This window comes from Citrobacter sp. wls827, from assembly GCF_005280875.1.
Taxonomy (GTDB): domain Bacteria; phylum Pseudomonadota; class Gammaproteobacteria; order Enterobacterales; family Enterobacteriaceae; genus Citrobacter; species Citrobacter youngae.
Window position 1 is genome coordinate 112301 of the sequence record NZ_SZWR01000024.1, and the last position, 13625, is coordinate 125925.

At 51.2% G+C, this 13625-nt stretch carries 14 protein-coding genes and 1 tRNA gene; 5 read left to right on the plus strand and 10 right to left on the minus strand.

Annotated features, from left to right (window positions below; all coding sequences use genetic code 11):
- From FDX03_RS20940 to FDX03_RS20975, 8 genes are all read right to left on the minus strand, one after another.
- A partial coding sequence (locus tag FDX03_RS20940; RefSeq protein ID WP_137346541.1) for a ketose-bisphosphate aldolase occupies nt 1-844 on the minus strand: 844 nt, incomplete at its 3' end.
- Between the two features lie 80 nt (nt 845-924).
- Nucleotides 925-1776: a class II fructose-bisphosphate aldolase gene (locus FDX03_RS20945; protein WP_137346527.1), complete on the minus strand. Its 852-nt coding sequence runs from the start codon at nt 1774-1776 to the stop codon at nt 925-927.
- 11 nt (nt 1777-1787) lie between these two features.
- A complete protein-coding gene (locus tag FDX03_RS20950; RefSeq protein ID WP_003837581.1) occupies nt 1788-2879 on the minus strand; it encodes a PTS fructose transporter subunit IIC in 1092 nt (363 codons plus the stop codon).
- 29 nt (nt 2880-2908) lie between these two features.
- Nucleotides 2909-3226: a fructose PTS transporter subunit IIB gene (locus FDX03_RS20955; RefSeq protein WP_115601287.1), complete on the minus strand. Its 318-nt coding sequence runs from the start codon at nt 3224-3226 to the stop codon at nt 2909-2911.
- Between the two features lie 19 nt (nt 3227-3245).
- Nucleotides 3246-3716 (minus strand): fructose PTS transporter subunit IIA, encoded by a 471-nt coding sequence (locus FDX03_RS20960; protein WP_003024008.1) that lies wholly within the window; start codon nt 3714-3716, stop codon nt 3246-3248.
- Nucleotides 3717-3742: 26 nt separating this feature from the next.
- Entirely contained in the window at nt 3743-5296 is a 1554-nt protein-coding gene (locus FDX03_RS20965; RefSeq protein WP_137346528.1) for a PRD domain-containing protein, read from the minus strand.
- Nucleotides 5297-5742: 446 nt separating this feature from the next.
- Nucleotides 5743-8061, minus strand: a complete 2319-nt coding sequence (gene yicI / locus FDX03_RS20970; RefSeq protein WP_137346529.1) for an alpha-xylosidase — start codon at nt 8059-8061, stop codon at nt 5743-5745.
- 10 nt (nt 8062-8071) lie between these two features.
- Nucleotides 8072-9454, minus strand: coding sequence for a glycoside-pentoside-hexuronide family transporter (locus FDX03_RS20975; protein WP_137346530.1), 1383 nt, complete (start codon nt 9452-9454; stop codon nt 8072-8074).
- A 290-nt stretch (nt 9455-9744) separates the two neighbouring features.
- Between FDX03_RS20975 and FDX03_RS20980 the strand changes: the two genes are divergently transcribed.
- Both FDX03_RS20980 and FDX03_RS20985 read left to right on the plus strand, forming a co-directional pair.
- Nucleotides 9745-9839, plus strand: a tRNA-Sec gene (locus FDX03_RS20980).
- A gap of 95 nt (nt 9840-9934) precedes the next feature.
- A complete protein-coding gene (locus tag FDX03_RS20985; protein ID WP_137346531.1) occupies nt 9935-10501 on the plus strand; it encodes a DUF6680 family protein in 567 nt (188 codons plus the stop codon).
- 8 nt (nt 10502-10509) lie between these two features.
- On the opposite strand, the gene FDX03_RS20990 is transcribed toward FDX03_RS20985, so the two are convergent.
- The gene (locus FDX03_RS20990; RefSeq protein WP_124021901.1) at nt 10510-10704 is read right to left on the minus strand and encodes a toxin-antitoxin system HicB family antitoxin; all 195 of its coding nucleotides are present in this window, start codon (nt 10702-10704) and stop codon (nt 10510-10512) included.
- A 136-nt stretch (nt 10705-10840) separates the two neighbouring features.
- Here FDX03_RS20990 and FDX03_RS20995 point away from each other — a divergent pair, with 136 nt between their 5' ends.
- From FDX03_RS20995 to FDX03_RS21005, 3 genes are all read left to right on the plus strand, one after another.
- A complete protein-coding gene (locus FDX03_RS20995; RefSeq protein WP_048241887.1) occupies nt 10841-11131 on the plus strand; it encodes a SymE family type I addiction module toxin in 291 nt (96 codons plus the stop codon).
- Between the two features lie 117 nt (nt 11132-11248).
- On the plus strand, nt 11249-11425 hold the full coding sequence (locus FDX03_RS21000) for a prevent-host-death protein (RefSeq protein WP_137346532.1): 177 nt from the start codon (nt 11249-11251) through the stop codon (nt 11423-11425).
- Nucleotides 11426-11830: 405 nt separating this feature from the next.
- Nucleotides 11831-12205, plus strand: coding sequence for a Rap1a/Tai family immunity protein (locus FDX03_RS21005; RefSeq protein WP_016151201.1), 375 nt, complete (start codon nt 11831-11833; stop codon nt 12203-12205).
- A gap of 115 nt (nt 12206-12320) precedes the next feature.
- Here FDX03_RS21005 and FDX03_RS23745 read toward each other — a convergent pair.
- The coding region (locus FDX03_RS23745) for an autotransporter outer membrane beta-barrel domain-containing protein (protein WP_249357137.1) at nt 12321-13625 on the minus strand (1305 nt) is incomplete at its 5' end.

A 13625-nucleotide genomic window follows, 5' to 3' on the forward strand; every position in this document is an offset into this window, starting at 1 on the left:
TGCCGGTTGAACCGAACAATTTCATTTTGTGGCGGATCACGTCCCGCGCGGCGCTAATGGCTTCTGGGTAGATTACGTTCGGGTCCCACCAGGTTTCTTTCGCCAGGATTTCGCGGACTTTCTGGAAGTAGGCGTATTTCATATCGCTGGAAATGTTGATTTTGCCAACACCCAGCGTCACGGATTCGGCAATTTCCGCATCCGGGTTCGCGGAACCACCGTGCAGCACCAGCGGAATATCCACACGCCCGGCGATGTCGCGCAGGATGTTCATTTGCAGCTCTGGCTGCATTCCTTTCGGGTAGATCCCGTGCGCGGTTCCAATCGCCACCGCCAGCGTGTCTGCACCGGTTCGGGCGATAAAATCCTCTGCCTGAGCAGGATCGGTATAAGTAACCTTCGACACGCCGCCTTCCACTGACGTCCCGGTCTGACCAATCGTACCCAACTCCCCTTCCACAGAAACACCTACCGCATGCGCCAGCTTGACCACTTCGCGGGTCAGCGCCACGTTCTCTTCATACGGCAGCAGCGAGCCATCAATCATCACCGAGGTAAACCCACACTGAATCGCCCGCAGAACATGCTCAACCGAAGCGCCGTGGTCCAGATGCAGAGTAAACGGCACTGGGCTACGCATCGTGATATCACGGACGTAGCTAAAAAACGCATCGCCGACAAAATCATGTTCGCTGGGGTGAATGGAGATAATCGCCGGGGTGTTGGTCACTTCCGCTTCTTCCACAACTGCACGTACAAAGCAGCTGTCCGCCACGTTGAATGCGCCGATGGCAAAACCGTGCTGACGGGTAGGTTGCAGTAATTCTTTCATCGAAACTAACATGTTAATTCTCCAGTTTCAGGGTGTAGAAAGCCCTGCCAGTGCGTCATCGCAGAGGCATAGAAGGCGTTACAGAAAATGAATCAGGCTTTGCCGATAGCGCCGCTGGCCTGCAGGTACGGAATAATGGCTTCCTCGCAGGCCTGCTCCATCAGGGCGAGGGCATCAACAAGTTCACCGGATGTGTCACGACACAGGGTATGCAGCAGCGCAGCCTTTCCGGCTTCGAAAACCGCTGCGCCAACGTTTATCTTGGCGACGCCAAACATCGGACAGCGCTGTAGCTGATCAAACGGCGTCCCGCTGCCGCCATGCAGCGCCAGAGGTACCGTTGATAACCGGGCAATTTCCTCCAGCCGCTGGAAATCAATGGCAGGTGTGATACCCGGCGCGTACATGCCGTGCGCCGTACCCACCGACACCGCCAGCAAATCGATCCCGGTCTGTTGGATAAAGGGTTCCACGTCGGCGGCCTGAGTCATCAAATCAGCGTTAGCGGCATGGTCATAGCGCGGAGCATCGGCCAGATGGCCCAGCTCACCTTCCACGCACAGAGAAACGCTGGCTGCGAGCTCGACCACTGCCCGGGTCTGGCGAATGTTCTCCTCCAGCGCAAAGGCGGAGGCGTCGATCATTAACCCGCTGAATCCGGCGCGAAAAGCCTGACGAATGCGTACAGGATCCTTTCCATGATCCAGCGCCAGCGCGACCGGTACCGAGGCTTCCTCTGCCAGCGTTTTGACGACCGCAGCGGCTATCGGGGCCGGAAAATGCTCCAGATGCCCCTGATACAGATTCAGAATGATGGGCGCACGGTGTTTCTCTGCCACCCGAACCGCCGCGCGGGCGCTTTCCAGGTTCATGCAGTTGATGGCCAGCAGCGCGTACTGCTCGCGCCAGGCTTTCGTCACCATGCTTTTCATATCGGCAAACATACGGCCTCCGGTTATTCCAGGGTGAAGGTGATCTCTTCGTCTTTCAGTTTTTGATCGCTGAGTTCATCAAACTCTTCGTCACGCTCGGTCACCGGTTTCTTCCACAACGACAGCATCACGCCGCAAATCACTGTGCCGATCCCCAGCGCCAGGCAAAACAGCAGCGGATGCGTAAAGAGCGGGACCACAAACATGCCGCCGTGCGGTACCGGGCTTTCGACACCCCACACCATAATCAGGCCGCCCGCAATCGCCGAGGCCACCACGCAGGAGCCCACCACACGCAACAGGTCACGCGCTGCAATCGGAATGACCCCTTCGGTAATCATGCAGATCCCCATCGGGAATGCCGCTTTCAGCGCCTCGCGCTCCGCACGGGTGTATTTGTGACGCGTCAGCAGGAAAGAGAGCGTAATGCCGAACGGAGGGATCATCGAGCCAACAAACTTCACCGCTTCCGGACCGTACACACCGCTGACCAGCATGCCGTCAGCAAACAGCGACATGGTTTTATTCACCGGTCCGCCGAAGTCGAATGTCGCCATCGCACCGAGGATAGCGCCCATCAGAAAGCGGGATCCGCCCTGCATGGACTCCAGCAGATGAATCAACGCGTCCTGCAGCCAGGCTATCGGCTTGCCAATCAGCGTCATCATCAACAGGCCGCCAATGACGGTACTCAGTACCGGCAACACCATGATGGGCATCAGCCCCTGCATCGACTGTGGCAAACGGATATAGCGCTTAAGTAGCAGTACGGTATAACCGACCAGGAACCCGCCCAACATCCCGCCGATAAAACCGGTATGGATTTCACCGCAGACAAAGCCGACAATCAGACCTGGCGCGAATCCAGGACGGTCGGCAATGGAGTACGCAATCGCCGCACTAATCAGCGGCACAATTAAGCCCATCCCCCAACCGCCAATCTGGTTGAGCATCCAGGGGATGGTTCCTGTTTTTTCACCCACGTTAGTCCCGCCAAGTATTTGCCCGAGAGCAATACAGATCCCGGCGGCGACAATTAACGGGATCATCCACGAAATCCCCGTTAATAAATGTCTTTTTATTTCCTGAGATAGCGGAATTTTATTTTCACTCATGTGAAATCCCTCCAGAATGAGGATCGCTACTAGTTGGTGTTAACTAATGATTTTTCGACCTTTTCAAGAAACTGAATGGGCGATTTTATGACGATTTCGGTTTTCACTCGCACAATGCGTTTATTTGAAAATCGTTCCTCCCCTCTTATTTTGACATCGACAGCAAGAATTACGACATCAGCTGCAGAAATATCCTCTGTCAGCAGTTCGTTCTCCGTGCCGATAGTTCCCTGGGTTTCAACTCTTATATTATGACCAAGCGCTTTAGCACCTTTAATTAGCTTCTCACGAGCAATATAGGTGTGCGCAATACCCGCCGTACAGGCGGCAACACAAACAATATTCATAACATGCTCCACTTTTTATTTAGCAGACATTGGATTCAGCATATTGGCTAAAAAGCTCAATAATTTTCTGTGGACTGCTTTCGACTAACAGTTGTTCAATAATGTCGTCATCCGCCAACGCGCCGGCAACCTGCGAAAGCAGACGAATATGTGTAGTGTTTTGATCTTCAAGACGTACGGCAAACAGAATGATGCAGCGCACGTTGCTACCATCCAGGGTTTCCCAGGGAATATCCTGGCGGGTACGCCCAATTGCCAGCGTGGTATTGACCACCGCCGAGGATTTCCCGTGCGGGATCGCAATATGATTTTCGAAGCCGGTCGAGCCTTCTGATTCACGCTGCCAGACATCCTGAATAAACGTTTCCCGACAGCTAATTGCCCCATCTTTTTGCAGAATATCCGTCAGTTCCTCAATAGCCTCCGTTTTGTTTGTGGCCTTCATGTCCAAAATAACGCGATTTGTATTGAGTATTTTCGTGATGTCCATCAATCATACCTCATGGAGTTCAGACATTAATTTTCGACGACCAGCGACGTCGCCCGATGTAATTTTTCCGTAATAACCGTTTCTGTTACCCGCTTAATATCTGCATCATTGAAAAAGGCGGTGACATACACGACCGGCATAGCAACGGCAGGTAAATTTATCGTCGATACCACCAGTTCAATATCGTCCGTCAGTACGGAGGGCAGGCTGCCTGCCGATACCACGCCGACGATAGTCCAGTCCGGAAAGGCGCGCAGAATACGGCTTTTGAGTAAGTGAGAGGTGCCAATACCGGTTGAGCAGACCAGCAGCACGCGCTTACGCGCTATCTGCCGCTCCATTGCGGCTTGAAAATGCACGGTTAAATATCCCACCTCATCTTCCGACACGGACCGCTCGCCCCAACCGCTAAACACCCGATTCACCGCGCACTGGGTCAGACGCCACACGTCCTGCAACTCGCCTTTAATATCCTCCAGCAGCGGATTACGAATGCGGATCTGGTAGTTCAGGCGGTTAATCAGCGGCTTAATGTGGATCAGCAATCCGTCATACAGCGCCGTGTCCTGGCTAAGATCGCTGTCGACCATCTCGGCAAAGGAGGCAATCAACCGATGGGTAATCAAACGCGCTTCGTCGCTGGAGTGCATATGGCCAATCACGCTCACGTCGTTATGCTCTTCAATTACCACGCCGGAGGAGATAATGTATTGATATATAAACCAGACTTCGTCTTCCGGTAGCGGGTGGGCAATGCGTTTTTCAATATGTTGAATCATCCGGCTGGCAATGGAAAAAATATTCTCGTCACATGAGGTGATATTTTCATCTTTTCTCGGTAGCGCATTGCCCCGCGTGATGCGGTACATCATGATCAAAATATGGGTAAAGATATTGACGTAATAAGGCTCGCCCAAAGACCAGCACAGGTCGTTCTCCATTTCCTGCAATAACGTCTGGACAAATAAAACATCTTCTTCGCCAAAGTAATGCACTAAGGCTTTATAACTGCCCGGGTCAAGACGTGAATAAACCACGTTACCAGGCTCATTATGGTTAATCACGCCGTTAATCAGCGACGCCATCGCCTGGCGTACACCGCTCTCGCTGCCTTCGATATGCGTGCCGCTCTGACTGCGAATCAACGACAGGCCCAGTGGGGTAATCCAGGATTCAATTACTTTCAGATCGTTAACAATCGATGCGCTACTAATGAAATAACGTTCGGATAATTTACTGATCGACGTTTCATGCGGCGTTTCGCTTAATAATTGTGAGGCTATCTTGACTCGCCGTGAATTATTCATCATGCCGTCAGTATCATCACCCTCCGATCCTAATAACTGGTCCATATATAAAAGGTCGGTAATATTATCGGAACTTAATATCACCCCAGCACCAGCACGTTTATCGATGGTTATTTTCCATTCTGATAACCATGGTTCCAGTAAGCGCAAATCGCGCTGCACAGTTTTCTCTGAAACAGATAAATACTCGGCAATTTTCAGCAGCGTGACATATTCCTTCTTAGACAGAAGAAACTTTAATAATCTGTTTTGTCGCGAGGTAATCATTTGCATTATTTACCCTTATTACATACCAGATTAAATATCTATACCCGTCATACTTCAAGCTGCATGTGCGTTGGCTTTCCTCGCTCACCCCAGTCACGTACTTATGTACGCTCAGGGGATTCGCTGCGTCACCGCCTTCCTGCAACTCGAATTATTTAGGTTATAAAGAAGCATTTATGCTCCACGTGTAATCCGTGATGATAAATATAAGAGGACTACGATGCGCCAACAATACTAAATCGTGTCCAGTAATCCGGACAGAAATAAGACAAAAAGAGGAAATAGTGAGATATTTACGGCGCAGATCACATTTTTCGCGGGAATCTGAGTGATACCGCTCGCAAATATGCAGAGATAAAAATTTAATTCAGGATGTTTTGGATTTTCAGATCTGGAATGCTGCTCGCAGCGTGGGCCGGATAAAACGCATCCGGCACCACGTCGACACATGCTTACAAGGTAATCGTCAGCTCACTGCCCTGTGGAGTAATAACTACACCCAGCTCGCTGCCCATATGCGACCCGCATTTAATGCCGCCAATTTTCTGAATATTACGCAGGCACAGCGTCCAGTTACGTGCCTCACCATTCCCTTTCACAGTGATGGTATTACCTACACGCGTCGCCTTCAGCGTGAAGATAACCGAGCCGTCCATCGCAGGCACTTCACACACCGCTTCCCGGCCCTCCTGCAGATGGAACAGCTGGAACGCAGTTCCTTCATGCCAGGCGTAGTCCGGCCTCTGGTTATTGCTGCCCAGCGCCAGCAGGGTGTTTTCACGCACGTAGACTGGCAGGCGCAGGAAGTCATGCTGCTGTTTATGCCAGCGGCTACCAGACACCTCGTCGTTACGCCACAGATGCGTCCAGCGTCCTTCCGGCAGGTAGAACTGCACATCACCCGCCTCGCTAAACACCGGCGCCACCATCACGCTATCGCCCAGCATGTACTGGCGGTCGAGGTAATCACATGCAGGATCGTCCGGGAACTCCAGCATCATTGCGCGCATCATCGGCGTTCCTAGCTCATTGGCGCGCGCCGCTTCGCGATACAGATACGGCATCATGCGGCATTTCTGCTCTGTGAAGTAGCGCACCACATCGCAGGATTCGTCATCGTACGCCCACGGTACACGGTAGGATTTGCTACCGTGCAGACGACTATGGCTGGAGAGCAGCCCGAACGCACACCAGCGCTTGTAGACGTGCGCCGGGGCGGTATTCTCAAAGCCGCCAATATCGTGACTCCAGAAGCCAAAGCCGGACAGACCAATGGACAACCCGCCGCGCAGGCTTTCGGCCATCGATTCATAGTTGGCATAGCAATCGCCGCCCCAATGCACCGGAAACTGCTGCGCGCCGACCGAAGCTGAACGGGCAAACAGCACCGCCTCTTCTTCACCGACAGTCTCTTTCAGCACGTTCCACACCAGTTCGTTGTAGATGTACGCATAATGGTTATGCATTTTCTGTGGATCAGAACCGTCGAACCACTGCACATCCGTGGGTATACGTTCGCCAAAGTCGGTTTTGAAGCAGTCAACGCCAATATCCACCAGACCTTTCAGCTTATTGGCATACCACTCACAGGCCTGCGGATTAGTGAAGTCATAAATCGCCAGGCCCGGCTGCCATTTATCCCATTGCCACAGGGAACCATCCGGCCGCTTGAGCAGATAGCCTTTCTCTTTCAGCTCTTTGAATATTGGCGATTTCTGGCCAATATACGGGTTAATCCACACGCAGACCTTCAGCCCTTTTTCTTTCAGGCGGCGGATCATGCCTTCCGGGTCCGGGAAGGTCAGCGGATCCCACTCAAAGTCACACCACTGGAAGGCTTTCATCCAGAAGCAGTCAAAGTGAAAAACGTGTAGCGGCAGATTGCGCTCGGCCATGCCGTCGATAAAGCTGTTGACCGTCGCTTCGTCATAATTGGTGGTGAACGACGTGGTCAGCCACAGGCCGAACGACCAGGCGGGCGGCAGCGCGGGACGGCCAGTGAACTGGGTATAACGGTTCAACACGTCCTTCGGCGTTGGGCCGTCGATGACGAAATATTCCAGATACTCGCTTTCCACGCTGAACTGCACTTTCGACACCTTTTCAGAGCCGATTTCAAATGACACGCACTGCGGATGATTCACCAGCACACCGTAACCGCGGTTGGTGATATAGAACGGGATGTTCTTGTAAGATTGCTCGGTGCTGGTGCCGCCGTCACGGTTCCAGGTTTCCACCGTTTGCCCGTTACGCACCAGCGCGGTAAAGCGTTCGCCCAGGCCGTATACCGTTTCCCCGACACCGAGATCCAGGCGCTCAAACATATAGTTTTTCCCGCTGTTGGTATCCTGCACGTAGCCGTTGTTTTTCAGCTGGCTGCCGGTAATACGTTCGCCGTTACGCAGGAAATCCAGCGACCAGAACTCACCTTTAGTCACGCGCACGCTCAAGTTACCGCTCTTCAGTTCGGCAAATTCAGCGGTGTTCTGCATCTCGACGTTTACGTCCTGCAGCACGTTCAGCGGGTAATGCGGACCGGTATCCAACGTCCCCTGGAAGTGCTCCATACGCACACCCACCACGCCTTCCTGCGGTGAGAAAAAGCGCAGGGTGAAGAGTGGAGTATCCAGTTGCCAGGTACGTTCGCGCACATCGCGCGGCGCAACGTAAACAATCATCTCATTGCCCTGCTGTTCGACCTCGAATACCTGAATCGGGTTAATCACGTTCAGACCGGGCTGAATCAGCCAGTTTCCATCGCTAATTTTCATTGTCGGTTCCTTAGTTCTGTAATTCTTTCGTCGTGAAATCCTGCTGATTGCGGCGCGCGCCCTGCGCCAGTTGGCTCATGATTTCAGTCAGATATGGGGTTTTCAGGGTATAGAAGCGTTTGGCAATCACGGCACTCAGCAGGTAGCAAATAGCCGGAACAATGGTGAACAGCGCGATGATGATGCTAATAGTGGCGCTGTTCTGGGTTTTCGCTGCGGCGTCGTATCCCCCGCTCGCCAGCATCCAGCCGATCATCGCCCCGCCAAGCGCCAGACCCAGCTTGAGTACGAACAGCGTGCCCGCAAAGCTGATCCCCGTCAGACGCTTTCCGTTGCACCACTCGCCGTAATCAACGGTGTCGGACATCATGACCCACTGAATTGGCGTCACGAGCTGATGCAGTACGCCAATCACAAAGATAAAGCCGAACATGGTGATGCTGGCGTGCATTGGCACAAAGAACATCGCCAGACTGACAACCGCCAGCGCGGCGTTGGTCCACCAGAAGACGCTGACTTTGCATTTCCAGTCGGTGAGCGGCTTCGCCAGCGCAGAGCCGATAAGATTGCCGACGCAATAGGTGGTAAGGAAGGCAACAAACACTTCCGGGGTACCCAAAATCCAGGTGACGTAATACATCATCGCCCCGCCGCGAACGCAGACGGCCAGGATGTTGAGGATGGTCAGCATGCCGACGATGCGCCATTGGTCGTTCTGCCAGATGTCGCGCAGGTCTTCACGCATCGAGGTGGTGCTCGGCGGCGCTTCCACGCGTTCTTTGGTGGTGAAAAAGCAAAATGCCAGCATCAGGAAGGCCACAACCGAGAGCACGGCAATCCCGCCCTGAAAGCCGAACGCTTTATCCTCGCCGCCAATCAGATTCACCAGCGGCATCATCAACACGGTGGAGAGCATGCCGCCCGCCGTCGCCAGCACAAAGCGCCAGGACTGCAGGGAGATACGCTGTGTGGGGTCATTGGTGATGACACCGCCCAGTGCGCAGTAGGGAATATTCACCACGGTGTAGAGCAGGGTCAGCAGGGTGTAGGTGATTGCGGCATAAATCATTTTGCCATGCAGGCTGAGATCCGGCGTGCTGTAGGCGAGCACACAGACCAGACCAAACGGCAGTGCGCCAAACAGCACCCACGGGCGGAATTTCCCCCAGCGCGAGCGGGTGCGGTCGGCAAGCAGCCCCATACAAGGGTCTGAGATGGCATCCAGCGCGCGGGCCAGCAGGAACATGGTGCCGACAAATCCGGCCGGAATACCAAAAATATCGGTATAGAAGAACATCATATATAACATAACGTTATCAAAGATGATGTGGCTGGCGGCATCGCCCATACCGTAGCCAATCTTCTCTTTAACGGACAAAATCTCACTTTTCATTACGCATCCTTGTTAGCACTTTCACACGCACTGATACCGGTTACAGTTCTTGTAAACCATCCCTGTGAGCGCGGGTATTCCGATATCTCGTTATCAAATTACGATTCTTGTTTTCTGTGATCGGGGTAGCGTCGAAAAATGTGATGAAATGTAACTACCGGATTTATTGAGGATTTATATGAAACCGATCATGGCAAGACAAAAGGGAAGTTAAAAAAGTGAGTGGGGGGGTGTGGAAACGTTTGGAAGTAGCTATAATGCGCCCCGCCTCCATGTAGCAATCGAGGCGCGGAAGATCGTCATCTCCGGTGAGGTGGCTGGACTTCAAATCCAGTTGGGGACGCCAGCGTTCCCGGGCAGGTTCGACTCCTGTGATCTTCCGCCAAAATTCTTACCTTATCCCAGTCATTTGCCATATCTTTTCAGCACACAAATTCCTTTATGATCCTCGCCCAAATGTTTTCATAGCGAGAATCTAATATGAACACTGCTCTTACAATCATGGCTATTGCTGCTACTGTAATTAGCCCATTATTAGCCATTCAGACACAAAAATTTATAGAAAGATATTCCCAGAAAAAATCATTAAAAATTGACATATTCAAACAGCTTATGGCTACCAGATCTCAGAGTGCCAGACTGTCAAGTGAACATGTTCGTGCACTAAACATGATCGACTTAGCATTTTACGGGAAAATTAAAAGAGGAAAAGCCAAAAGAAGTGCTTCTGAAGGTAATGTATTATCCTCATGGAAGCTATATTTTGCACATTTAAATACACCTTACCCTGATAACGATAATACCTTAGGTGCCATATGGAACCAAACAAGTAACAATCTTTTCTTAGACCTATTATCAGAAATCGCAAAAGATATTGGCTATGACTTTGAGCGAGTGCAATTACAAACAGCCATATATTCTCCTGTAGCTCACGGAGCAATAGAAAACGATCAGTTAAAAATTAGGAAGGGCCTAGCTGCAATTTTTTCTGGGGAGGATGCATTAAAAATGGAAATCATAAATATTCCGAATAGACAGGAAAATTAATCAATTCTCTACTTATCCTGTGGCTCAATACCCAATTTTGCCAGTTCTCTTCTCCCCAAGGTTTTGAGCCAGTTCCCCAAACTCATCCCCTCAGCCTTTGCCGCAGCCTCGAACTGCGCCTTTAGCTCCGGTGTAATGCGAATCTGGAAAGTCGGTGCTTTTCCGGATTTGGACTGATTTGGGTCGCGTTTAGCCGTTGACATGTACGTACCTACAAGCGCAAGATATCACCAATCAGGTACGTACCTTTACATCTGGCGACCTGACTTATAAACGCCCTCGCCCGGTATTCGCAGTACCCGACGAGAGCTAACCTCACCAACTATCAAGGAGTTGATTATGGCTGATTCGCATTCTACCCCAGACAGCGACCAATCCGGAACCGAGCGTTCGGTAATTGTGGGATATCGCCCGAATGTTTTCGACAAATCCACACCCAAAATTATTCTTTCCGGCAAGTGGCTACGCGAAGCGGGGTTTGATACCGGGCAACAGATTAGCGTAAAAGTGATGAACGGCTGTATCGTCCTGATGGTCTACGGCGAGCAGGAACAACGGCTGCAGGATGAGCTGCAAGAAGCAAATCAGAAGTTAAAAAGAATTGAGAGCACGTTGGCGACTCTCCAGTGAAGTACAGCTGAACCTGCAAGCAGTACTTACAGGTTCACTTGGTGCCGGATGGCGCTTGCGCTTATCCGGCCTACTCTCCTGGAAAATGAAGCCAAAGTGTAACGGGAACCCAAACAAATGAATCACCACGAAAAACCAGACACCATCTTTTCGATTGACGACGATGAAAAAGTCGAAGAAATAAAAATTCAGTTACTGAAAGCCAGGATTCAATGTGCACAATGTGATATTCATTCTGATAATATTGTTAACGGCGATAATTTCTTTGATGAATTAATGGAGCCTGATAAATGAAAAAAGCAATATAAACTTACGGGCAATAATCAATAATTATGATATTTGAAGCAGCAACTCATTATTCATGAATCAGAAACGCATTAGAAATGATTCAATCACTACACTAAAAATCATAATAAAAATACTATCCTGATGGCCTATGCCAAACGATAAACATGACAGCACAATAAACACCATATTATAATCCCGCTAAAAATACACAGGCATCCTTTTTCTTTAATCAGGAAGGGACAGCCTCGTTTCTAATAAATTAAATTATTGGGATACATATGAAAAACTTATTCATGGCAATGGTTATCGCTCTCGTCACTATCACCGCATCATCCACTGCTTTCGCATGCCCGAAAGGAGAACACCCGCACGGCGGTACTGGCTCACACCATAAGGGCGGCTGGTGCTCGTATGATCAGTAAAATTGCCATTCCTGTCTTGTTATTGCTCTGTTTTTCAACGCCTGTACTGGCAAAATCGACATTGAATATCGACGGCAACTCGCTTTATCACGGCTATCAGTTGTATGAGAAAGGTTTTGATTATTTGAATGTTCGGGATGAACAGACAGCAGTGATGTATATGTCTTTTGTTGCCGGTGTAGCGGGGACACTATCAAAAGAAAATATCATCTGTAATGAAAGCATAACCATTGGACAGGAAGCTGATATTGTTGGTAATTACCTCCAGACCCATCCTAAAGAACGAACAAAATACAGTCCTTCTGAATTGGCCATGATTGCTTTGGGCAAAGAACTTGCTTGTAACAAAAATAGTAATAGCTAGCGCTGTACGCAGCTTATTTACCGGATGGCGCTAACGCTTATCCGACCTACCGCTTCCCCAAAAAATAAAGCCGCTGACCTATTAATCAGCGGCTTTTCTGTTACTTACAATCCCGTCAGAAATTGTATTTCACGCCGAGCATACCGCGGGTATCGCTGTAGCCTTTGTCGCCGATCTGTTGGGCCACGTTGCTCCACACGTTGAGGCGCGGGGTGATTTGCCCTTCTACGCCGACTTTCAGCTCGCCGATGTTTTTGGTGCCGCGCATGTCGTTGCTCACATCATCCATCTTCACGCGGGTCGTCTGCGTATTGTGGATCCAGTTGGCTTCGACAAACGGCTGGAACTCACGAGATTTACCGTCGTCGATGGCGTTGTGACCGTTGATAAAGGCTTTCACCCCCAGACGGGTCATCAGGTTACCATCGGTGTTGTCTTTCACGCGGGTACCGTTCGCTTCGCGGTGGCTGTCGGCCTGCACGTCCATCCATACCACCTGCGCTTTCGGTTGCAGCCAGTAGCTGTTGCGCTCGTTTTCACCCAGTTTGAAGCTGTAACCCGCTTCAACAGAGGCTGTTATCCCGCTGGATTTGTATTTCTCTGTCGCCTGCTCCTGGCCCATCACCTTGTTATCAAACCAGTTGTACAGCATCCAGGTGTCTACGTAGGTGCCGGTCTTGTCGGCGTCATTGGCATACCAGGTGCCGTACAGCCCTACGCTGTAACCGGTGACCTGACCACGTGAATGGTAGCCGGTCAGGCTGGACTGCGTGCGGTTCTGGCTATTGGCGTAACCTGCCATTGCGCCGATGTGCCAACGGTCGAGACCGTCGCTACTCCACTGCGCCAGATCGCCGCCTAACTGCATCACATAGCTGTTGCTTTGGGTTTTCAACTGCCCGCTACCGTCTTTAAAGCGGGTATGCGCCCCGACGTTACGCATCCACATACTGGTGACTTTTTTCTCGCCCGTCAGCATGTCGATGTACTGCGTTTCGCCCAGACGATCGTGCAGTCGGGTCATAAACAGCGTGTTAGCGGCGTAGTTGTTCGCCAGATAACTACCTGCTTCCGGGCGGTATTGCTGCTCGGTGACCGGAGGTGCGACAGGTATTTCCGGCTCAGGGATTATCGGATCTACCGGGTCTGGATCGACCGGGTCTGGGTCAACAGGATCAGGGTCATGCGGATCGACCGGGTCCGGGTCTTCCGGATCCGGTGGAACAGGAATAAAGCTGGTCAGATACCAGTTGCTGCCCTTTTGCACCACGTTATAGTCGTACGCACCGGCAACAATACGGCCCGCTTTCTCAAAAGTGCCGTCAGAATTACCGGCCACTTCGATAATCTCAATACCTTCAACAGTTTGTGCCCCGGTTCCGCCAATATTATTCACCGCCACAAACGCGTTACCGGCGGT